This window comes from Paenibacillus xylanilyticus, assembly GCF_013359935.1.
Classification (GTDB): Bacteria; Bacillota; Bacilli; order Paenibacillales; family Paenibacillaceae; genus Paenibacillus; species Paenibacillus xylanilyticus.
Window position 1 is genome coordinate 150,000 of sequence record NZ_JABMCB010000169.1, and the last position, 22,280, is coordinate 172,279.

Annotated in this window: 20 protein-coding genes and 1 riboswitch; of the genes, 3 read left to right on the plus strand and 17 right to left on the minus strand. The window is 40.5% G+C overall.

Annotated features, from left to right (window positions below; all coding sequences use genetic code 11):
* Positions 1-83: 83 nt before the first annotated feature.
* From asnB to HP552_RS09055, 15 genes are all read right to left on the minus strand, one after another.
* Positions 84-1,979, minus strand: coding sequence for an asparagine synthase (glutamine-hydrolyzing) (asnB, locus tag HP552_RS08985; protein WP_175395183.1), 1,896 nt, complete (start codon positions 1,977-1,979; stop codon positions 84-86).
* Positions 1,980-2,189: 210 nt separating this feature from the next.
* Complete coding sequence (locus tag HP552_RS08990; RefSeq protein ID WP_175395184.1) at positions 2,190-2,663, minus strand: C40 family peptidase; 474 nt, start codon at positions 2,661-2,663, stop codon at positions 2,190-2,192.
* A 5-nt stretch (positions 2,664-2,668) separates the two neighbouring features.
* Positions 2,669-2,802, minus strand: a riboswitch (cyclic di-AMP (ydaO/yuaA leader).
* 165 nt (positions 2,803-2,967) lie between these two features.
* On the minus strand, positions 2,968-3,675 hold the full coding sequence (locus HP552_RS08995) for a response regulator transcription factor (RefSeq protein WP_175395185.1): 708 nt from the start codon (positions 3,673-3,675) through the stop codon (positions 2,968-2,970).
* Between the two features lie 89 nt (positions 3,676-3,764).
* Positions 3,765-5,156 carry a sensor histidine kinase gene (locus tag HP552_RS09000; RefSeq protein WP_175395186.1) on the minus strand — a complete coding sequence of 464 codons (1,392 nt, stop codon included), beginning with the start codon at positions 5,154-5,156 and terminating at the stop codon, positions 3,765-3,767.
* 186 nt (positions 5,157-5,342) lie between these two features.
* The gene (locus HP552_RS09005; RefSeq protein ID WP_301882200.1) at positions 5,343-5,963 is read right to left on the minus strand and encodes an NAD(P)/FAD-dependent oxidoreductase; all 621 of its coding nucleotides are present in this window, start codon (positions 5,961-5,963) and stop codon (positions 5,343-5,345) included.
* 227 nt (positions 5,964-6,190) lie between these two features.
* Positions 6,191-7,099 (minus strand): WD40/YVTN/BNR-like repeat-containing protein, encoded by a 909-nt coding sequence (locus tag HP552_RS09010; protein ID WP_175395187.1) that lies wholly within the window; start codon positions 7,097-7,099, stop codon positions 6,191-6,193.
* A 252-nt stretch (positions 7,100-7,351) separates the two neighbouring features.
* Positions 7,352-8,344, minus strand: coding sequence for a stage II sporulation protein P (locus HP552_RS09015; protein ID WP_175395188.1), 993 nt, complete (start codon positions 8,342-8,344; stop codon positions 7,352-7,354).
* Positions 8,345-8,705: 361 nt separating this feature from the next.
* Positions 8,706-9,263, minus strand: a complete 558-nt coding sequence (locus HP552_RS09020; protein WP_175395189.1) for a YdhK family protein — start codon at positions 9,261-9,263, stop codon at positions 8,706-8,708.
* A gap of 417 nt (positions 9,264-9,680) precedes the next feature.
* Entirely contained in the window at positions 9,681-10,124 is a 444-nt protein-coding gene (locus tag HP552_RS09025) for a protein-tyrosine phosphatase family protein (RefSeq protein ID WP_175395190.1), read from the minus strand.
* A gap of 1 nt (position 10,125) precedes the next feature.
* Positions 10,126-10,551 carry an arsenate reductase (thioredoxin) gene (gene arsC, locus HP552_RS09030; RefSeq protein ID WP_175395191.1) on the minus strand — a complete coding sequence of 142 codons (426 nt, stop codon included), beginning with the start codon at positions 10,549-10,551 and terminating at the stop codon, positions 10,126-10,128.
* A 2-nt stretch (positions 10,552-10,553) separates the two neighbouring features.
* Complete coding sequence (locus HP552_RS09035; protein ID WP_175395192.1) at positions 10,554-12,005, minus strand: arsenic transporter; 1,452 nt, start codon at positions 12,003-12,005, stop codon at positions 10,554-10,556.
* Positions 12,002-12,331 carry an ArsR/SmtB family transcription factor gene (locus HP552_RS09040; protein ID WP_175395193.1) on the minus strand — a complete coding sequence of 110 codons (330 nt, stop codon included), beginning with the start codon at positions 12,329-12,331 and terminating at the stop codon, positions 12,002-12,004. The genes HP552_RS09035 and HP552_RS09040 overlap by 4 nt, the downstream gene beginning before the upstream one ends.
* A 293-nt stretch (positions 12,332-12,624) precedes the next feature.
* Positions 12,625-13,662 (minus strand): flavin-containing monooxygenase, encoded by a 1,038-nt coding sequence (locus tag HP552_RS09045; RefSeq protein WP_175395194.1) that lies wholly within the window; start codon positions 13,660-13,662, stop codon positions 12,625-12,627.
* Positions 13,663-13,750: 88 nt separating this feature from the next.
* Positions 13,751-15,139: an NAD(P)-binding domain-containing protein gene (locus HP552_RS09050; protein WP_175395195.1), complete on the minus strand. Its 1,389-nt coding sequence runs from the start codon at positions 15,137-15,139 to the stop codon at positions 13,751-13,753.
* Between the two features lie 68 nt (positions 15,140-15,207).
* Positions 15,208-15,636: a MarR family winged helix-turn-helix transcriptional regulator gene (locus HP552_RS09055; RefSeq protein WP_175395217.1), complete on the minus strand. Its 429-nt coding sequence runs from the start codon at positions 15,634-15,636 to the stop codon at positions 15,208-15,210.
* 159 nt (positions 15,637-15,795) lie between these two features.
* Between HP552_RS09055 and HP552_RS09060 the strand changes: the two genes are divergently transcribed.
* Positions 15,796-16,284, plus strand: coding sequence for an arsinothricin resistance N-acetyltransferase ArsN1 family A (locus tag HP552_RS09060; RefSeq protein ID WP_175395196.1), 489 nt, complete (start codon positions 15,796-15,798; stop codon positions 16,282-16,284).
* A gap of 184 nt (positions 16,285-16,468) precedes the next feature.
* Here HP552_RS09060 and HP552_RS09065 read toward each other — a convergent pair whose 3' ends face one another.
* Positions 16,469-16,798 carry an ArsR/SmtB family transcription factor gene (locus HP552_RS09065; RefSeq protein ID WP_175395197.1) on the minus strand — a complete coding sequence of 110 codons (330 nt, stop codon included), beginning with the start codon at positions 16,796-16,798 and terminating at the stop codon, positions 16,469-16,471.
* Between the two features lie 274 nt (positions 16,799-17,072).
* Positions 17,073-19,727, minus strand: coding sequence for a heavy metal translocating P-type ATPase (locus tag HP552_RS09070; protein WP_175395198.1), 2,655 nt, complete (start codon positions 19,725-19,727; stop codon positions 17,073-17,075).
* A 205-nt stretch (positions 19,728-19,932) separates the two neighbouring features.
* On the opposite strand from HP552_RS09070, the gene HP552_RS09075 reads away from it, so the two are divergent.
* Both HP552_RS09075 and HP552_RS35590 read left to right on the plus strand, forming a co-directional pair.
* Entirely contained in the window at positions 19,933-20,973 is a 1,041-nt protein-coding gene (locus HP552_RS09075) for a flavin-containing monooxygenase (RefSeq protein WP_175395199.1), read from the plus strand.
* A 311-nt stretch (positions 20,974-21,284) separates the two neighbouring features.
* Positions 21,285-22,148: a cupredoxin domain-containing protein gene (locus HP552_RS35590; protein WP_312884252.1), complete on the plus strand. Its 864-nt coding sequence runs from the start codon at positions 21,285-21,287 to the stop codon at positions 22,146-22,148.
* Positions 22,149-22,280 lie beyond the last annotated feature (132 nt).

The following is a 22,280-nucleotide window of genomic DNA, read 5'->3' on the forward strand; positions in this document are numbered from 1 at the left end:
GGTATAGAGAACTCATTAAAATGAACTCTAATCCGAGGGGACGATATTTCAGAACTATATTGGCGACGTTACTGACTTTTTTATTACAATATCATTCTATTGGAAGATGGACCTGAAAAGGAATACGCACGATCTTCAATATATATTTGATGCCATAAGATAAATACAAGAATGGTCCACAATTTACGGCTTGCATCCAATTTCCCTTCCTTATGGATCTCAAGTAGCTGCAATACATACGTTTTATTGATCCATTGATCTACGTCTGCTGTCATAATCAGATTCCTAGCCCATGAATACCATTCACTTTTTAACCATACTCTCGTTGGGACAGGAAAACCTAATTTTTTTCGTTGCTGTACATCAGGTGGAACCACATCTTTCATAGCATCACGGAGTAATAATTTAGTTGCTGTGGGTGTAACTTTATACTTTGTAGGGATGGTAGCAGCTAATTCAAATACTTTGGTATCTACAAAGGGAACGCGAAGTTCCAAGGAATTTGCCATCGACATTTTGTCTGCTTTCATTAGGATATTCCCACGTAGCCACGTATGAATATCAATATACTGCATCTGTGTGACTTCATCATATAACTTCGCTTGTTCATAAAGTGGCTTAGTCACCTGCTGGGTTGGTTTACATACTCCCTGCTCCGATAACCATGGTGCTAATACCTTGCTTTTTTCATGATCCATAAAAATCTTCGCATTTCCAAAGTAACGTTCTTGCAGAATAAGACTCCCTCTTTCCAAGAATCCTTTGCCTTTCATGCCGGTAGGCATTAATCGTCCAAGATGTCCTGCAAGACTTCTCCATGGACCTGGAAGACCCTGAAACATGCGGAGAGCATAGGGTTCCCGATAAATGTTGTAGCCACCAAAAAATTCATCTGCACCTTCACCTGAAAATGCCATCTTAACATGCTGACTAGCCAACTTCGATACAAAGTAGAGACCCACGGCTGATGGGTCTGCTACTGGCTCATCCATATGCCATATTAGAGAAGGTAGTATATCTATATAGTCGCGGGCATTAATCCGAATTTCATGATGCTCAGTCCCTAAATAGGCTGCTGTCTTCCTAGCATCATCCAATTCACTATAGCCCGGCATATCAAATCCAACGCTGAATGTTTGGGTTGGCTCCAAGCGATGAAGTAAACCTACTAAACTGCTTGAATCAATACCACCCGATAAGAATGCTCCCCTAGGGACATCTGAGTTCTTATGAATACGAACAGATTCCGTTATTACTGATCGTGTTTCCTCTACTAAATCGGAATACGACCTACTTTCATGGGGCTCAAACTTCACTTCGTAATACGGTCTGATGGTCATTCCATTATTCTGTACAATCAAATAATGGCCTGCTTTCAGTTTATGGATCTCTTTGAACATCGTTAGAGGTTCAGGTACATATTGAAATGTGAGATACTGATAAAGAGCATTTTCATCCACTTCCCTATCAATCCTACCTGAAGCCAGCAACGTTTTAATTTCAGAGCCAATCATGTATCCGGAGGCGGTCTCACTGTAATAAACAGGCTTGATTCCGAAATGATCCCGTGCCGCAAATAAAAGATCACTCCTTTGATCCCATATGGTGAACCCAAACATGCCTCGTAAATAGTTGACACATTTAATTCCAACGTCCTCATAAAGCCTCAGTAATACTTCGGTATCGGAATCTGTATAAAATGTATACCCCTTCTGACTCAACCAATCCCTCAACTCTTTATAATTATAAATCTCTCCATTGAATACCAACCAAATATCTTTGTTCTCATTGGTCATGGGCTGTGCCCCGTGCTCAATATCCAGTATACTTAGTCTCCTAAAACCCAGACCGATATGATCATGGATATATATCCCTTCATCATCTGGGCCACGATGAGCTATGGAGTCGGTCATATGTTGCAGAATGTTTGCATCTACTGGCATACGATATTTGTTATATAAACTTACAAATCCACACATAGGGCTATTCTCCTCTAATCAATATAAGATTAGTTTAGCTTTTATGTATGTGGAATCTGTGAAAGATTACCGTCCATATCATAAATCACAGTTTAGATAAGTTATTTACTTATTTATTAGTTTAGTTCACTGGAGAATGGTTCTATCTGTTCGAGGCAAGTTGCTAAACAAAATGGACAAACCCGTGAATTACCCACGGGCTTGTCCATTTTAATGACTATCGTTAACCATTTTAAGATAGTTCTGCTCGCTAACCACTCTACGAGCTGTTACATATTTGGTTTTATAATAACTTTCAGATAAGCTACTAATTCGAACACCCTTACTGCTTGATGAATGTGCAAATTGATTGTTACCTACATAAATTCCCGCATGTGAAATGCTGCGACCATTCGTATTGAAGAAAACGAGATCCCCTGGGCGTAATTCTTCTTTCTCTACAAACGATCCCTTTGCTGCTTGCATACTAGAGGTGCGCGGCAAATCTAGTTTAAACTTATTAAAAACATACAGGATAAAACCGGAACAATCAAAACCAGATGTTGTTGTCCCACCATAAAGGTATGGCGTTCCAACCACTTCTTTTATTTCTTCTGTTAGCTTTGCCTGACTAGCAAATGCACCTGTTGCTGTGGAGGTAAATAAAACTGCTGCTCCAAGAAACGATAAAATGACTTTCTTCAAACTTTTGTTCCTCCCTTAGATGCCTACGGAGTTAGCTTAAGGATTCGGTTAAAGGCTCCCTATATTCTTTTCTTACAAGAATAATTCACCCAACAAATGGTTCCCCCGTTTTCAATACGAAATTCGGCAAAAATAGTTAAATATTTGTAACCTATAGAGTATTATATTGTTAAATTGTGTGGATTTAATGTGGAATTCTCGTATATCTTATTCTAAAAAAGAAACGACCGTCTCCTGCTGAAGTTAGGGAGCGATCGCTTCTTAGCACATGTTCTTTTTGTATTGCCGAATTCTAGTTATAAGTTCAAGGCTCCTCTACACTATACAACCACTTATACCCTATGCCCCAAACCGTTTGAATGGGGTTCTGTTCCAATCCAGCCAACTGCAACTTCTCCCGGATATTTTTCACATGGGTGTCTACGACTCGGTTATCCCCAAAAAAGTCACTTCCCCAGAGACGTTCAATGATTTCATCTCTAGAGAAAACTCTTTGTGGATTCTCGGCCAATATAAGCAATATATCAAGTTCTTTTTGGGTCAAATCCAGATTTGTGTCGAGTACCATAACCTGTCTTCGATCTGGATAAATAATCATGTCAGTATACATGATTTTTTTACCGATTTCTTTAAGGCTTAAAGACTGTGAAGAGCGTCGAACAAGCGCAAACAAGCGAGCAATGAGTTCATCAGAATTTACAGGTTTCACCATATAATCATCAGCACCGACACCTAACCCATGTACCTTATCCTTCACATCCCCTCGAGCTGTAAGCATCAATATAGGTGTTTCAGTAAACGATCTGATTTTTTCACAAAGATGCCATCCATCCATATCCGGCATCATAACGTCTAATAAAATGACATGATACGAATTTTTCTGAAGATAGGACAGTCCTTCGGTTCCATTATGAGCTTCCGTAATATCAAAACCCTCTTTAGTTAAATAAATTCGCAACAGATTTCTCATGTTCCATTCGTCATCAATAACTAATGCTTTCAATTTATTCATATGGTCATCCCATCCATTTCATTAATCTTTAGTAATATGCGGTTTCTGACCGTAAATTTGAACGATCATTAGCTCATTTGTTTCACATATTATATTTTGAAGCTGTGTGATTTTAATGAAGAAGAGGTGATGGACGGGAACATCACTTTAAATCGCGTCCCCTCTCCAATTTTACTTTCCACATGAATTGTTCCTCCTTGTTGTAAAACAAGACTTTGAACAATGGACAGCCCCAGTCCTGTTCCTCCATATGCCCGGGATCTGGATTTCTCAACCCGGTAAAAACGTTCAAATATATTGGGAAGTTCTTCTGTTGAAATTCCGGGCCCCGTATCGCAAATGCTTATTACAACCCCTTCTAATTCAGAAGTTAAAGAAACTTGAATATACCCCTCGGCTGTGTAACGAATGGCATTATCCAATAGATTCAAAATAATCTGTTCCAGTCGGTTAGAGTCTACAAAAATATGGGGTACGGGACTCAACTTACTTCGAATCGTAAGATCTTTTTCTTGGGCTTTTAATTGAACCTTATCTATAGACCTTTGAATAATCGAAGTGGGTTCTACAGACATCAGTTTCAAGTCAATTTTACCTTCTTCCATCTTAGACAATTCAAAGAGATCATTTATGATTACATTTAAACGTCGTGCTTCCTCAGAAATGATTTGTAGATATTTTTTCTTTTCTTCATCATTTTCCACAAGATCTTTAGCCAATATGTCTGCATACCCTTCCATATAAGTAATGGGTGTTTTCAATTCATGAGAGACGTTGGCAAAGAACTCCGAACGATTATCTCGATATTGTTTTAATTCTTTAGCGAGGTCGTTTATGGCTTGTGACAATGAACCAATCTCATCTTTAGTTTCCACAGGAATTTCAAGATTCAGTTCTCCTTTGGCAATTTGGCGAGTTGCACTTTCAATTTTTAATAATGGATTCGATAATCTTTTGGATAGAAAAAATATGCAACCCAACGCCAATAACAGTGCTCCAAATCCAGTGATAAACAGTAAATTTCTAATCGTTTGGATCGAATCTTTCATATTTTCTAGAGAACTAATCACGTAAATCCCTTTGACCGTTGGATTAGTGGTTACGGGGATACCATGAAGCAGGTAAAGTTCGTTATTAAAAGTGAATTCTCTTTCCACCTTCTTCCCTTCTAACAATTTGCGATTATCCCAGATATAGTTAGGATAAATGGAGGCGTCTGAAGTCTTTGATTCAATGAATCTTCCTTGTGAACTCAAGATGTACATCTGGACGCCTGTAAAATCAGCCATTTGTTCCGCACTGTTGCCTTGCTCCTCAAGCATAGTAGACAAATGTGCTGCTAACTCATTAGCTTCATCGTGTACCTTTGATGACAAAAAATTCGTGAATATGAGGTTAAGTACAATACTTAGCAATATTAAAATCCCAATAAACAAGCTGAAAATGGTAAAGCTAAGTTTTAAATGAATTTTATTCCACACCGAATATATCACCTTTTGAAATCATATTAGGAAAACAAAACAGTCGCCATTATGGCGACTCATAAAATTTATTTTGACTCAGAAAGGACGAATTGTTTTTCACGCTACGTAGTATGCACTTCATTTGTTATTAGACGGTTCCCCACTTGCAGTGCTTTAATTTTATTTTTGCCAAATACTATAGAATTAAAGCATTCTCTTTAATTCTTCAGCAGTGATTCTCTTCAAAAACTTGCTGAATTTTTCTTTACCTTTTGCATGAATTTTGTAATAATCGATTATTTTCATTACCTTTTGTGTCACTTCCGCTTCCGTTAAACCAGCTAGAAAAAGTTCAGCCAAAGAAGCTTTGATTCCCTTTGGATCTCCACCTATATACATATCGAATTTGTCTTTCATTTTAACGATTCCGATATCTCTCAAGAGGGGTTCACTAGTCCCGAGTGCACAGCCAGCATATCCGATCTTCAGAGGTGTCGGTGTCAATATCCCAGCTATAGCTTGATTTAACTTTTGAGCAATGTCTAGTCCGGAATCTTCAGCCCCTCTGCAGAAATTACAAGCGATCAAGGCCTTAGTTGCATAACCTGCAGGGTTTACCTCAAGTCCAATGCTTCGAAGATTGTCAGTTACGACGCCTTCCGATTCAGCCGATATTTCAATATAAAATTGTTTAAACGGAGTCATCTCGGTCTTTTGCTCTGGACCCATAAGTTTACTGATAGCTGAAAGTTGTACTGCAGTAAACAAGCTTCCTCCTACTTGAATCGGTGGGGAAACTGCAATCATCAATCTTTCATTGTTCACTTCTTTTTCTCCTTTAACCGAATTAATGTTATAAAGAATGCGTTTAGTTTATTGCCCTCTTCATGTATTTCATATGACTGAATCAAAGCAACTCTTACTTAAGTCCACCGTTGCATTTGATGACTTTAGAATACCCCCCTATAGTATAATTATCAAGCTTTTTCTTTATATATACAATTTGATTTAAATTCTTTTTCATAATAAAGGAGCTACCTAGGTTTATTCTTTCACGATTCCCCTAAAGACCAGTTCTCTCCACCATCATTGCTTTCATAAACCGAATACTGATCTGTCACAATGATGAGCCGATTGGGATCTTGTTTTGAACTTTTGATCCCCAAAGGCATCTCACCATTTAAGTCTACGTCGAGGTCAGACCATATTTCCAAATCAGTAGATTTTAAAAATCCACTCTCTGTCATGATAATCGTTCCTCCATCGAACAAAGACAGTACTCCGTATGCGGGCTCGTTTGTAATCTGGATTTGTTCCAAATCTCTGCCCTTGACATTATAGCGAACCAGCCCTGATTCCGTTGCAGCCAAAATGGTCTCTTTAGCCGAAGGAAGTATAGAAATCGAATACGCCCCTTGGGGGATACTTCCGATTTTGTTCCACTGTTTCCCACCATCCTTCGTTTGATACACATTGTTGTCAGCACTAGCCAACAACGCAATTAATCGACTTGAATTCCTCGGGTCCATCGCTAAGTAGTGCACATCCGGCTCATTGGGTTTTGCTTTATTTGGAAGTCCATTCTCTGCAGTTTCCCAGGTCTCCCCACCATCATTAGAACGTTTCACAAAACCATGGCCCGCGACAAAGATGTTCATGGGATTATTCGGATTCGTTTCAATTGCCATTACATCACTTGTCATAAGTTCTTTACGAGTTCGCTGCCATTTTTGATCTATAAATTCATATATACCATTATGAGTTCCCATCCATATGGTTGTATCATCATCTGCAAAACTAAAGATATGCGGATGGGTGGTGGACTGAGGTGTTAATAGATCCAAATTTGCAGTCCTGTCTTCTCTACTCTCCCCCCAGAAAATAAAACCGACAATCACTACTAATGATAATGCGAGATAAAATCCAACACCCAGGGATAGCCCTTTTTTCTTTTTTGGCATGGGTCATTCTCCTTGTCTAAAATAATTTTAGGTCAGTATAGAGAAAAATTGTGAAGATTCTGCGTGTTTTGACGAAAATATAAAGGAGGACACCCTATATCTACAAGATGTAATAGCTTAAATATACAAGCGCATCAATAGCCAATGGTCAACACGATTTCCATGTATCAGCCCATGATCAGCTTTTAGTGGGGGAAAATCAATAAAAAAACCCAATCAGCAGAGCTAATTAGGGTGAGTGCATACTTACTGTTATGAGAGGGTTGAGCCATGGTCTTCATGCCAGATTTGATGGATTACATCGGCCAAGATCGAAATCGTTCTATAATTTTCTTCAAGTACATTTTCTACACCACCGATTTCGATCAGGGCACTAGATTCAGCAAGCGATTGGTTGTATTGTCCGTTACCGCTAGAATGATCTTTTGAGTATATCCCCTTTGATATTCCGGGTATTTTCTTGTTTAATTTATTCTGTAATTTGGTGGCAAACTCCATCGTTTCTTGCCAATTGGGATTTTCTTTTCCTACGACAAAATATAATTGTGCATAGTTAAGTTCATCAAACTCTATGGTCGTCTGATCTTTGGGTTGTGAATCACGATGGATATCAAAGACATAGTCAATGGATTTATGATTAGACAATTCTTGGCTCAATGTATCCTTCGAATAACTATACGATTTAGCGTAATCGAAGTTCTTAACTACACTTGGATAATCAGCAGTAGATTGAATCACATTCATCCCCTTTGCTGTTAGTTTTTTAGTGAGGTCCTCTCCTAGTAAGGTGACATTAATATTAGAGTCAAATGCTTCATCTGCAGAGGTTTTGCCTTGCAGCTCCGGCAACCAAGATTCACGGTTATGAGTATGATAAATAAGAATTTGTGGTTGTGTGGATCTAGAACCACTTTTTTGCTGGTCTTTGTTTTTCGTGACGGTTATATTATTTGGCTTCTTAGTCACATGCTCATGGTTTGTATTTTCATTTTTTGTTTTAGTCGTTGATTTGGTTATCTTATCTTTAGAAGCCTGATTATCCTTACTCAGTTTGGTTACTTCTTTAGATTTTATTCCGACTGTTTGATCTGAAGTAATGTTGTTCATCTTTACCTGGTTGCGTGGAGGTAGGCTTTCCTCTTCAGGAATGAAGTCAATGTACATAGGGATAACCTTCAAGGAAATTATGAAGGATGCTAGAAATGTAAAAACGACTAACTTACTCCTTCTTCTTCTACGTGCCATTTCGTTCCTCACTTCCTTTTCGTTTTGTCTCTACCATTTCTATTCGCTTTTTCATAGAATAGAACAAATGCCCTTCCCTTACCCGCAATAAAAATAGGAAGGCCTTTGAAAGCCTTCCTTTGGATTTATATATCGATCTTATTGAATTAATTGCCTGTTCTCGACCTCAATTTTTTTACTTTTTCTTTTCATGTGTATACCAACAATGGTTAGCGACTAAGAGGCTAGATCTTCTGAAAGATATTCTTTAATTTTTTGAGATTTTGAACACGACAGTCTATAAAGTATGTAGTTTAACTTCGCTACATATTGCAGCATAAGAAAGAATGACGTCATTACTGACGTCATTCATCATAAAGAGCTATTTTGTAGAAAGTTCACTCTCTACTAACCATTGGTGATTTTTAACCGGGTTTCCACCGGTTGCTGGTGTATAATCGACCATATAAACCGTTGTTCTCTCAGCTGAGTCAATAGTGGCCTCAGCACCCATCATGCCTTCCATATGATCAGCTTCAAGGGTAACCTTGTCCCCTTCTTTTAAGGGCTCACTGCCTGCATCTTTGATTTCTTCTTGAATAACCCACTTATGATCCGGTATTGGGTCTCCTCCAGTAGTCGGAGTAAAAGTTACTGTGTAGGCTACCGTATCATATGCGCCTACTACTGTTGCCTTTGCTCCGTTCATACCCTCCATGTGATCAGCTTGAATGACGACTTCGTCTCCAACTTTATAAGTAGGATTCTCCGCATCCTTTATACCCTCCGGAACCTCACCCGATCCTGAATGATCCATCTCACCCATATTCGAGTGCTCGCTTTCTGTAGCCGTGTTGGAATTGTTGCTGTTTTCCTTGTTCCCACAGGCACTCAACACCAATATAACTGCCAAGCTAAGTAAAACAAGTGATTTTTTCACTGCTTTCACGCACCTTTACTTTTATTTTTTTGTACTTATGGGTGGGTGTAATCGAGTCACTTTAACATTTTACCCAAAAACTTTGAAGATATTGTGAAGATACTCCGATTGATTTGAGCATTTTAACAACTTCTTTTCAAGAATGTACGCTGAGCAAATGCTAGGAACAAATTGCATTTCTAGTTTTTTGGTGATATTATCCCCTTGTTTAATTCAACTATCCTGGCCCGTTAGTTGAACAAAAACAGCCGATCACATTGATCAGCTGCTTTCTTTGTTGTATTGAACTAACGTTTCCCGGTAGTAGAACAAAAGCAGCTCGCCCTCTTGGCCGACGGCCTCCTTGTTTACAGTGAGCTATCGTTCCCCGAAAGCAAAATCCGGACGATATTGTTTCCTAATTCGACTTTATCAAATCTATTTGGAATATATTTTTTGTAATAATTCCTTTTGCACAGGCTTAATATTGATGATATTTCTGATTTCTTTTGCCTTTGTTTCAGCATCATCAAGTGTACTTGCCAAACCTAGTTCTAATAGTATACCAGCTGCAACGGTCCCCGTTCTGCCCTTGCCTCCTCCACAGTGAAAGGCAACTTTCTTGCCGGCGTTATGAGCTCCAACAACCTCATCAATTGCATGTTTAAAAAGCTCGGCTTCATTTTCTTTTGTATTGTCATCAAGCGGAACTTTCACCCACTTCACATGATCCGCAGGATACGCGCACTCTGTTGCTTCTTCCCGCAGATCCACCACGACTTCAATGCCTTCGTTAAGAACCATTGCCTCAACGTCTGCCGCTCCGCCCATAAAGATTTTGTCAGCAATGAGTGCATGGTACTTTTTCTCGGCATGATTCATTTTACTTACCCTCTTTCAAGAATTGCTCTATACGAGCTTTGATTGAATCACGGACATCAGCGAATGTAGCTGTGATTTCTTCCTCCGTACCTGTCGCCTTTGCTGGATCATCGAAGCCCCAATGCCATCTTTCAGCCTTGTCATTACGTACAACGGGACAATTATCATTGGCATGACCGCAAAGCGTGATGATGTAATCTGCTTGTTTTAAAATCTCAGGATCAATTACATCCGATGTATGATTTGAAATATCAATTCCAGCTTCTTTCATGGTTTGAACAGCACGGGGATTTAAGCCGTGAGCTTCTAGACCAGCACTTCTCACCTCGTATTTATCACTTCCAAGTGCTTTCAAAAATCCATCGGCGATTTGGCTTCTGCAAGAGTTTCCTGTACACAAAAAGTAAACAAGTGGTTTGTTGTTCATGTTTATTGATCTCCTTTATCTTCGGTTTGGCTAACTTTTACTAGTTCATCTTGAAATTTCGCTTTGCCCATTTTTGTGTTAATCAAAGCTTTTACCAACATAGCGATAACAATCAATACTACAGTGATAACCGCAATGATTAACCAAACATTTACGCTTGTTGCATGGATCAAATGAAGCCACAAATATAGTCCTGTCAATGTGATAAAGAGCGTTGGGATAGTGAGCACAATCCCAATTTTAAAATAACTCCCCCATGTGATTTTTACATCCTTACGGGACAGTACGTGTAACCATAATAGTGTTGCAAGCGAGCCGATCGGTGTGATTTTTGGACCCAAGTCACTGCCGATAATATTGGCATAAATCAGTGATTCTCGAATCACACCTTGCGTATTGGTCGCATCAATAGCTAGCGCATCGATCATCACTGTGGGCATATTGTTCATGACCGAAGACAATATCGCAGCTAGGAATCCCATGCCGATTGTGGAGATGTAGAGCCCCTTGTCGGCAATGGCTTGAATGACTTTCCCAAGTTCATCCGTTAATCCCACGTTTCGTAGTCCATAAACTACGACGTACATACCAATTGAGAAAATCACGACTGCCCATGGAGCCCCTTTAATGAGCTTCCACGTTTGTATTGCCTGACTGCGGCGTGCAGCCAAAATAAACAAGATTGCAATAATCCCAGCGATGACAGACACCGGAACTTGAATGAACTCGCTCATCAGGTACGCGACAAGAAGCACGGCTAAAATCACCCAAGAGAATTTGAACAGCTTCTTGTCTTTGATTGCATCAACTGGCGTTTTGAGCTGACTGACTTCGTAGTTCCCTGGAATACTTTTTCTAAAAAACAAGAACAAGACCAGAAGACTCGCTAATATTGAGAAGAAATTAGGGATAATCATCCGACTTGCATACTCCACAAAACCAATACCAAAGTAATCAGCAGAAACGATATTGACGAGGTTGCTGACTATAAGTGGGAGCGAAGTTGTATCTGCAATAAAACCACTTGCAATAATAAAAGGCAAAATCATCTTTTGATCAAACTTGAGCGCTCGAACCATGGCAAGCACAATAGGCGTTAATATCAGTGCGGCACCGTCATTCGCAAAGAACGCTGCTACCCCTGCACCAAGTAGCACAACATAAACGAACATCAGCTTACCATTGCCTCTTGCGAGCCTTGCCATGTGTAGAGCAGCCCATTCAAAAAAACCGATCTCATCTAAAATAAGTGAAATCAGAATAATGGCTACAAAAGCAAGCGTGGCATTCCATACAATTCCTGTAACCGTACCCACATCGGATAGACTTACGACCCCAAATAGGAGAGCGAGAACAGCTCCAGCAGATGCTGACCACCCAATATTAAGTCCCTTAGGTTGCCAAATCACAAAAGTGAGTGTAAGCAAAAAGATTAAAATTGCAATGAGTGTCATGCTTCCTCCTCAGGACCACAGCAGTTTTTCAATCCTGCTATGTTGTCTTTCATGGAAGGCAGGTACGGATACACACATTGAACATATGCTTTCGCTTCAGGATTAAGGGAGTAGTAAACCCACTGCCCTTTTTTCTTTTCATTAAGAAAACCAGCTGCCTTCAGTTTTCGAAGGTGCTGACTGGCGTTTGGTTGAGACATCCCAATAATGTCTGTGATATCACATACGCAAAGTTCCTGTTCCTGAAGTAGCGCAATAATGGTCAACCGCGTTTTATCAGCTAATAACTTATATGCCTCAGCCATTTCCTGAATTTTTTGTTCCATATGTACCTCCCCTGTGATTATCTTCGTTGGCTTCATTTAATGATATAATCATATAATAAACCAATTATATAATCAATTGCGAATATATATAAAATTATATAAAATTCAATTCACGAAAAAGCCGGTAATAAAATTACCGACTTTAACGTCGCTATCTTTTCTCTCGAACTAAAAATACACATTTTGACTTAATGAAAGAGTGACCGTCTTCCATCTTTAATATCCTTCGTCTGATACTCAATGACTCCCCTTCATTTTAGTTCACAGCTTATACCATTTCTAAATCCAATACCTCACAATTTTTTCGCAAGCGCTAGGACCGCTTTCTTCGCATCTTCCCCTGCACCTCGAATCGTCGCCGAAGCAAATGATGTCTGCCAGGGTATACCTACAAAATGAATATTTTCATCGATTTGTTTTAAGGGGTTACCCAGGGAATCAAGAACATTCAATCCGTTAAGATATTCAAAATTTGGAATATAACCTGTAGCAAAAATAACGGCATCCACATCTTCACGAGCATCATCTGACCACACTACACCTTTTTCCGTAAAAGCTTTAAACATATTTTTAGTGTCTGGCCTATTTTTATCAATTGCATCTTTATAAAAACCATTATCAAGGACACCTTCACTGTTTTTCTGCAGTAAGCGTTTACCCCAAGTCGATTGATCGAGTCTAAGTATGGTTAGCCAAAAATGAATATCTTTCCCCGCAATGACCTGCGGCTTAAATTTGATCGGACTTCTGGATGCAATTGTTACATGGGCCGCCCGGGCAAGTTCAACGGCTATTTGGACAGCTGAATTCCCTCCGCCCACAACAACGATGCGTTTGTTTTTAAACTCTGCCTCATTTCGATAGTCTTTGGCATGAAGCATTTCCCCCTTAAATTGATCCATCCCTGGAATGTCTGGAATACGAGGATTTACAAATGCCCCACTTGCGCAAATGATGGACCGTGTAAGAAACTTTTCTCCGCTCAAGGTATGGACCGTATAGATATTGCCTTCCTTATCCCCCTTGATTACTTCTTGCCCTGAGTATATTGGAAACTTAAATGTAGCCGCATAGGAAATTAAGTATTGAACAACCTCATCTCTGCGCGGATAATAATTTGCACCGCCTGGAAATATAAGTCCTGGCAATGAGGAGTACGCTGCGGGTGAGAACAACGTTAAGCTATCATAATAATTTGCCCATGATCCTAAATGTTCTTCACTTTTTTCGAGTAGAATAAAGCTCCGTCTAGCTTGCTGTAAGTAATATGCTGCTGCCAAACCTGATTGACCACCGCCAATGACAATGCAATCATAAATAATGTTTTCCATTTTGCCCTCCTTCTATAAAAAAGCTACTGCATCACGTTAAGGATGTAGTAGCTTTGAATTCTTGTTTATCCGTAGCAAGAATTTGATCCTACCTTTCCGATTTTGAAGGAGAGCAGCAATTCGTAGAGGCTTCCTCCACTTGTACGGGTTCACAGCAGCTATCTGCACCACTAGCACCCAGACTGCAAACACCTGTCTCCGGCAGTTCCAGCTCTACTTTTTGTGCTGAATCCATATCTCCCACTAAAGCCGCTACAATGGATCTGACTTGCTCGTATCCCGTCGCCATTAAGAAGGTTGGTGCTCTTCCATAACTTTTAGCACCAACGATATAAAAGTCCTTTTCAGGTTGACGTAGTTCCTTTTCGCCATGAGGTCTAACTGTACCGCAGCTGTGTATATTGGGATCAATTAATGGCGCGAGCTCATAAACGCAGTCTAAACTGGGGTCCATTAATACCCGCACTTCGCGGACAATCGATAAGTCAGGACGAGAACCTGTATTACCTACGATTTCATCAATATGATCAATAACCACTTTTACATTTCGAATGGCTCCGGAAACCTGTATTTTTCCACCTTGTTGTTTAAGTTCTTCAATATGGAATGCCGTCATGACTTTTACTGTACCGGATTCAACCACCTTTTGAATTCGGGTACCCAGTTCTCCTCTTGCCTGTAGCCCGTCTAATTCTCGACCGCCATACACATCTTCAATATTTGCCTTACGAATTGCCCAAACAATTTCAGTTCCCGATTCCTCTTTTTGAAGCTCTGCAAGTTCAAGCAAAGTGTTGATCGCAGAATGTCCGCTTCCTACAACAAGAACTTTCTTGCCTTTATAACGATTTTTCTCTTTCCCTAATACAGCAGGAATACCGTATGAAATGTGGCTTTCAAGCGCTTTTTCTTCTTCTGAAAAAATACCGTCTGAACGAAGCGGGTTTGGATTGGACCATGTTCCAGAAGCATCGATAACTGCCCGCGCCTCATAAATAAACGGGGATCCGTTTTGTTCAACATGGATAACAAACGGAAGTTTCTCGCGTCCACTTGTTTTCACTTTGCTTAACCCTTTACGACTGATCGCAGTAACTTTCGTATTCAAATGCATGTATGGACTTACTTCAGGTAGTGCAGCCAAGGGTTTTAGATAATGCTCAACAATCTCCTTACCCGTTGGGATGGTTTCGTTTTGAGGAGCGACCCAATTCGTGGAAAGCAGCAATTCTTTAGCAGCTTTATCGATGTTATATTCCCAAGGTGAGAACAGACGTACATGTTCCCATTTTCTAATGTTTGCTCCCACTTCATCTCCGGATTCAAACAACATAAATGGCTCACCTTTTGAAATGAGTTGTGCTGCTGCCGCAAGACCAACCGGTCCAGCTCCAATGATCGCAACAGGTAATTGGTTTGTTTCTTTTACGGGTGATTCGCAGCAGTTCACTTGGTTAACAGGGATACTTTTAAACATTATATTTTCCTCCTCAAAATTACTTGCATTTTACAAGTATTATATGAAGCAAATGGGATAACTAATTATTATCCCAGTGGTGTACAGCATACGCTGGATTTCGCCATACTCTCGTTTAGCAGTTTGACCGCATTAATCACCATATCACGTTCAAACTCAGACATATGCGAAAAAACTTCTTTTAAATAATTATTCATCTGCTCATCAATGACAGTAGCGACAAATTTACCTTGTGTAGTCAAGGATAATATGTAAATCCGCCGATCTTCTGGTAATGGCGTTTTTTGAACCAATCCCAACTTCACGAGACTTTGAACCTGACGGCTAAACGTTGTGATGTCAATGGAAAGTGCATCTGCCACCTGCTGAATGGAGGGATTATGTTTACGATCAATTTCATAAATGATATGACTTTGAACGAGTGAAATATCCAACCCTCCTGCGGTGCAGCAGTTTTTATCCAATAATCCAAAACGCCGTGTCATGATCTGAAACATCACTCTTAAGTTGTTTTCCAATTCCCTCACCTCTTGTTATAGTTACACCCTTATTATTTGCAAAACGCAAATGTTTTTTTGTTTTATTCTTTGCCCTTCCCATTTCGAATTACAGTATGATATATAAACATGTAAAAAACAAACGTAGGAGTGATCATCATGGTAATAATACGACAAGCTACCGAAGGGGATCTGGGTAGCATTTTGACTATCTACAACCAAGGTATCGAAGACCGCATTGCCACGCTAGAAACCGAGTTAAAAGACGAGGTGTATATGTATGAATGGTTTAAAAAACACCAGCGACGCTACACCGTACTCGTCGCTGAAGTGAACCAATGTGTTATCGGATGGGCATCCATTAATGTCTACAATCCTAGAAGCGCTTATGACGGTGTCGGTGACCTTTCGATTTATATTCATCGTGATCACCGCGGCAAAGGGATAGGCAAACAGTTGCTTGGGAAATTAGAGAAAATCGGTATGCAGCATAACTTCTATAAGTTTGTTCTTTTCACCTTTCCATTTAATACGCTTGGGCAGAGCTTGTATCATAGAGCCGGATACCGAGAGGTAGGTGTATTTCAGAATCATGGCTTTCTAGAGGGGAATTTTGTAGATGTGATGGCAATGGAGAAATTACTTTAAGCATCGTATCGTATATGTATTGTTTGTCATAATTGGTCTTCTAAGAAAACCTTCGAATTATTAGAGTACAATTCAGTAAAAATTGCACCTCGGTAAATAATCCTGCTACCAGCGACAAGAAGCCGATTCCTGAAGGAATCAGCTTCTTAGGTTATTTTCTGTCAAAAGTACATGACAGTTAAATTTATAGGTTCAACGCTTCATTTCTATCGCATGAGGCTACTTCATTCTCCACTTGTGCATACACATCATCCATGGCTTGCAATAGGTTCCTGATCTGTTCATTTCTTAAGGAATAATAGATGTACTTTCCTTCCTGTCTGCTTATGATAATTCCACATCCTTTTAAACAGGCGAGATGCTGCGAAATGTTGGATTGGTTGCCCCCAAGCTCTTCTACAATTTGCGAAACCGTTTTTTCTTTCTGATGTATGGAATCTAGAATTAGCAACCTCGTTTTGTCGCTGAATCCTCTCAGAAACTTGGCTTTTACCTCACAGCCGGTTGTATTCAATTTTATCCCCCCAAACCTTACACTATTGATACTAATTTAAATTTAGCATGTTGCCATAGAAGATTCAATTCAACCGTTGTACTTCAAGGTTTAAGGCTTATGAGCTTCAAACAACTACTCGTGGAATTCGGAAAGTACAGGGTTGTTCTGGGAGTAGTCATATATGATTTATCCTACTCCCCGCAATAACGCACTCAGTAACGTAGCAATGATCAATTTTCGCGAATGCTGTTTGTTTCAGAAATTAACCTCGTCTCTAAATAACGTTCAGATCTTAGCTTCTCATTCGCAACAATCTCATGCTGTTCAAAATCACCAGCAATGCCGCTCCTGTGTCACTCATCACGGCTGCCCATAAGGTTAACCAGCCAGGGAAAATGAAAGAAAGAGCAACGACTTTTACTAACAGCGAAAACCAGATGTTTTGCTTAATAATTCGAAGCGCTTTGCGGCTCAGTTTCATCGTATGAGGAAGTTTTTCCAGATTATCGGCCATCAGGACGATGTCTGCTGTTTCCATGGCCGTATCCGTGCCGGCTCCTCCCATTGCAATGCCCAAGTTGGCTGTAGCCAGCGCAGGAGCATCATTGATCCCATCTCCTACCATGGCCACGAGCTTGCCTTCTTTTTGAAGCTGCTCCACTGCGGAAACCTTCTCTTCCGGAAGCAATTCGGCGAAATAACGATCAAGTCCAGCTTCCCTTGCGATTTTGCGTGCCGTGCCCTCATTGTCTCCGGTAAGCATCACGACTTGCTCGATGCCCGATTGTTTCAGCGCCTGCATCGTGGTTATTGTAGTCTCCCGAATTGCATCAGACACGGCTATCATGCCGAGCAGATTGGATTGCGTACCGACAAGGATCAAGGTGTTTCCTTCCTGTTGGAGTCGGGAAGCCTGCTCTTCCAGATGCACTATCGGTACGCCCATTTCTTGAAATAGCTTTGGATTACCAGCGAAATATTTGGTGCCTTGAATGGTTGCATACGCACCTTTACCCACGAGAGCTCCGTACTGTTCACCTTGGAGCGGGGACATTTCCCGCTGATTCGCGTGCTCCACGATGGCTGATGCGATTGGATGTTGCGAATGCTCTTCAATCGTTAGCGCAATGCGAAGTAATTCTTCTTCGGAGACCTTTTGCGTAAATAACGCAGATACCTGAGGTTTACCCACTGTCAGTGTTCCTGTTTTATCAAAGGCAATCGCCTTGATCGAGCCAGCAACCTCTAGGAATGTTCCGCCTTTGATTAGCACGCCGTTTTTGGCTGCGTTCCCGATGGCAGACACGATGGCGACCGGTGTGGAGATGACCAATGCACAAGGACAGGCCACGACAAGCAACTCAAGCCCTCGGTAGAACCAATCGCCCCAAGTGCCCCATCCAAACAGAGGAGGGATTACCATGATTAAAAGAGCGATAGCAAATGTAATTGGGGTATAAATTCGTGCAAAACGGTCTACGAAGGCTTGCGAAGGGGCTTTCTTCTCTTGTGCTTCCTCCACCAGATGAATGATTCTCGCAATCGTGGTATCTTCCACCAGTTTTGTGACGCTTACCTCAAGAGAACCACTTTCGTTTACCGAGCCTGCATAAACAATACTTCTAAGTTCCTTCTCCACAGGGACGGATTCACCGGTAATTGGAGCCTGATTGACCACAGAGTGACCCCTTGTAACTTCACCGTCCAGCGGTATTTTTTCACCGGGCTTGATGACGATGACATCCCCGATATGAATGTCTTCTACGGGTGTGCGCACCAATTGTTGCCCCTGTTTGACCCATGCTTCCGGAGGAGCCAAGTTCATTAGACCACGAATGGATTTTCTTGTTTTTTCGATCGCTCTATTCTGCAGGGTATTCCCTAACGAGAACAGGAAAACGACTGTGGCGCCTTCAAACCATTCGCCAATTAGTGCGGCGCCCATAGCCGCAACGGTCATCAATACGTTCATGTCGAGTGAAGCGCTTCGTACTGCATAATAGGCACTTCGGGCAGGTTTATATCCACCTATAACGATAGCCAGGGCATAGAGCAATGTGATGAGCATTTCCGATACATTGCCGTACGAGCCCACAAATCCCATAACCAAAAATATGCCGGAGTACAAGGTTGCTGGTATGGGCTTCTTCGATTTCTCTTCCACCATATCAGATGAAGACCGATTATTGGTAGGCAACAATGCCGTGAACCCCGCTTTGGATACCTCTTCCTTCACTTTATCATTCGTTAAATCATGATCGATCCGCATCTTCCCTGTCGAGAAGTTTACGTTAACTTCACGGACTTCAGGAAACTTGAGCATATGTTTTTCCAAGGTGACAGCACAAGCCCCGCAATCCATGCCTTCAATAATATAAGTCTGTCCGGTTTGCTTCTGAGCAATGGATTCAATGGAATACCCCAGTTTTTTGACCTGCGATTCAATTCGATTTCCGATGGATGGATCAGAGACGGTAACACTCATCTTGGCCGTACTGAAATTCACTTGAACCTCTTCTGTACCTTCCATGCGGGAGATGCTCTTTTGAATCGTTTCAGCACAAGAAAAACAATCCATGCCCTGAACCCGATATTGAAGCATCTGTCCTGTATCTAATTTCAAATCGGACTTAGAGACCCTTGGAACGGAAGCAGCAGAGCTGGAACAACAAGAGTCTTCTTTGCCTTTTTCTTGCCCCTCGCTGCTGCAACAGTCTTGTTCATCCGCACAGCAGTCACTATTTTTCGTTGGTTTGGAAGTTACGGTGAACTGAATCTGCTGTTTAAACGTGGCACCTGGTTTGATGCTGGGTTGAATAGAATCGGTGCAGGAATGGCTTGAACAACAACTTTCATGCTGAATTTGTTGTGACTCCGGTTGTTTTGCTGATGAGTTGCATCCTCCCGTTTCAGAACAACAGGAATCCGGATGATTTCGTTCAGACATGGCCAATCAACTCCGTTTCTTTACTTCACATCATTGTACGGTAAAGTATTGCATTATATATTAGTTTCTATTAATATGTTAATCATATTAGCATCCACTAATGTATACGTCAATGCTCAACCACATCTTTGTTCTTAGGTGTAGATTACCTTCATTCAGTTATGTAATAAGAGATTGAAATAAATGGACTTTAAGGGAGAGAGCCATGATAGAACGATACGATGTCATTGTTATTGGTGCGGGACAGGCTGGTCTTGCTGCATCATATTTTTTAAAGAATCGAAACCTTCGGTTTTTATTGATTGACAAGTCTAATCGCATAGGGGAATCATGGAGACAACGTTATGATAGTTTAACTTTGTTTACACCAAGATCGTACAGTTCGCTACCAGGCTTGCCGCTAGAAGGTGATCCGAACGGATATGCAACCAAGGACGAAATTTCGACTTACTTGGAGAAATATGCTACTACCTTTACATTGCCAATTCAGCTATCTACGGAAGTCATTTCGCTTGAAGCAGCCGAGCAAAGTTTCGATATAAATACAACCAAGGGGATGTTAAAAGCAACAAATGTCATTGTATCCACGGGCCCGTTTCAGTCACCTTACATACCTTTAGCTACTGATCAATTCCATGAAAGCGTATTTCAGATTCACACTTCGGCGTACTCCCATCCCAAACGATTGAACAAAGGAACTGTTATCGTCATTGGTGCCGGAAATTCAGGAGCACAAATTGCGGTGGAGTTGGCCAAGGAGCGGGACGTTTTTTTATCCGTTGGCCGTCCATTACACTTCATGCCTTTGCAAGTCATGGGAACGAGCATTTTTTCTTGGTTCAGAAGATTGGGGATTATGAATGTCAGTGCTGAAAGCAAATTGGGCAAGTTTATTCAAAAGAAAGCCGACCCTATTTTCGGTATAGACCTAAAAAAGATGATCCGTAATAAAAAAATCAAACTTGTACCACGGGCGGTTCAAGTTATGGATCGACATGTACAGTTCGAAGATGGCAGCAAATTGCAGGTTGATAATGTGATATGGGCTACCGGTTTTCGTACAGACTACACCTGGATCAAAGAAAAAACGCTATTTAATGAAAAAGGCGGGGTGCGGCATCAAAGAGGCGTGAGTGATGTTCAGGGGTTGTTTTTTCTAGGAATCCCTTGGCAGTCATCCAGAGGATCGGCTCTGATCGGAGGCGTTGGAGCAGATGCGGAGTATATTGTGAGCCAAATAAAATAAACAAAAAGCCTTCGCCCATGTTTTATAGCCGGCCCAATATCGGGCCGGCTTATGATTTGCTACTACACATTCTTCGAATAATCCTTATCGCTCATCAAACATCTTGATTTTTCGCTTACAGACCAATTTCGCCATAAATGTATGAACAATTATTGAATTATTGAAATTTGATCTATTGTAATTTCAATAATTGCACTACAATTCGTAGTACAGAACTATATAAAATTTTATATATTATTAGATCGATCTTTACATTGAATAGAAACTACATTCACTCTATCTCAGTCACCAGATGTTAAGGGGGTAAAAATGTGATATTAACCATATTAAGCATAGTTATGATTGTATTATTCACTGGATACATTGGTTTAGTTGCCTATAAACGAAAAGAGAAACTTGCAGGTATGGCTGGTATGATGATTGCAATGACCGTTGGTATGATATCTAGTCTTGCACTCGGTTTTCAATTAGGCCTAGTGTTTCAACACAGTTTAGAAGTCCCATCAATAATCGCCATTTTGTTTGGTTTGGGAGCGGGATACTTCATTGGAAAACCTGTAAGCTTAATGGCTGCTTTGGATGGGATGCTTGCAGGAATTATGGGTGGATTGATGGGCGCAATGCTCGGGGCCATGGTGGGTTTTTCCTATATGATGGTATTATTTATTGACATCCTTTTTATTTTTATTATGAGCGTTGTTCTCCAATTGGCCAATCAAGAAACGGGCCAAACTCATGAAACCAAGAAAAATGGTATTAGTTTACCATTTATTTGGGGTGTACTTATGGTTGCTTTTGGAACCGTTTCGATCGGGATATTACTGTTTTTCCAGTTATACGATAACCAAACCTCTGCGATTCAATCACAAGACTCACAATCAAGCGATCAAAGTACCCTTCAAGAAAATGTAGGGTATCAAATCGTTTCAGTCGATGTAACAGCTAAGGGTTTCATCCATGAAAATATAAAGATAAAAGCGGGTGTTCCAACAAAAATAAATTTCATAAAACACTCAGGTTATACTTGTATAAGAAGCGTTGAATCTACTGATTTAGGATTAGATGTGTATCTCGAAAAGGGAGATAACTTCGTGACTTTAAATGACTTGAAGCCTGGAACGTATCAATTCAATTGTGGCATGTACATGTATTATGGAACGATCACGGTTACGTAATATCTTCAGCTTATTTCTGGTTTCATCATGAAATGAATTTACCTTCACTAAAAACTCTCCCTAAAGAGAGTTTTTTTCATCCAAACCCATACAATGTGATGTTCAATGTCATATTAACAACTTCTTTCCAAG

Excerpts from the sequence above, each read along its gene's own strand:
- HP552_RS09050 (WP_175395195.1), bottom strand. The coding sequence starts at position 15,139 with ATGTTTAAAAGTATCCCTGTTAACCAAGTGAACTGCTGCGAATCACCC.
- HP552_RS09045 (WP_175395194.1), bottom strand. The coding sequence starts at position 13,662 with ATGGAAAACATTATTTATGATTGCATTGTCATTGGCGGTGGTCAATCA.
- HP552_RS09040 (WP_175395193.1), bottom strand. The coding sequence starts at position 12,331 with ATGGAACAAAAAATTCAGGAAATGGCTGAGGCATATAAGTTATTAGCT.
- HP552_RS09010 (WP_175395187.1), bottom strand. The coding sequence starts at position 7,099 with ATGCCAAAAAAGAAAAAAGGGCTATCCCTGGGTGTTGGATTTTATCTC.
- HP552_RS09055 (WP_175395217.1), bottom strand. The coding sequence starts at position 15,636 with ATGTTTCAGATCATGACACGGCGTTTTGGATTATTGGATAAAAACTGC.
- HP552_RS09060 (WP_175395196.1), top strand. The coding sequence starts at position 15,796 with ATGGTAATAATACGACAAGCTACCGAAGGGGATCTGGGTAGCATTTTG.
- HP552_RS09070 (WP_175395198.1), bottom strand. The coding sequence starts at position 19,727 with ATGTCTGAACGAAATCATCCGGATTCCTGTTGTTCTGAAACGGGAGGA.
- HP552_RS09025 (WP_175395190.1), bottom strand. The coding sequence starts at position 10,124 with ATGAATCATGCCGAGAAAAAGTACCATGCACTCATTGCTGACAAAATC.
- HP552_RS09075 (WP_175395199.1), top strand. The coding sequence starts at position 19,933 with ATGATAGAACGATACGATGTCATTGTTATTGGTGCGGGACAGGCTGGT.
- HP552_RS09035 (WP_175395192.1), bottom strand. The coding sequence starts at position 12,005 with ATGACACTCATTGCAATTTTAATCTTTTTGCTTACACTCACTTTTGTG.
- asnB (WP_175395183.1), bottom strand. The coding sequence starts at position 1,979 with ATGTGTGGATTTGTAAGTTTATATAACAAATATCGTATGCCAGTAGAT.
- HP552_RS09015 (WP_175395188.1), bottom strand. The coding sequence starts at position 8,344 with ATGGCACGTAGAAGAAGAAGGAGTAAGTTAGTCGTTTTTACATTTCTA.
- HP552_RS08995 (WP_175395185.1), bottom strand. The coding sequence starts at position 3,675 with ATGAATAAATTGAAAGCATTAGTTATTGATGACGAATGGAACATGAGA.
- arsC (WP_175395191.1), bottom strand. The coding sequence starts at position 10,551 with ATGAACAACAAACCACTTGTTTACTTTTTGTGTACAGGAAACTCTTGC.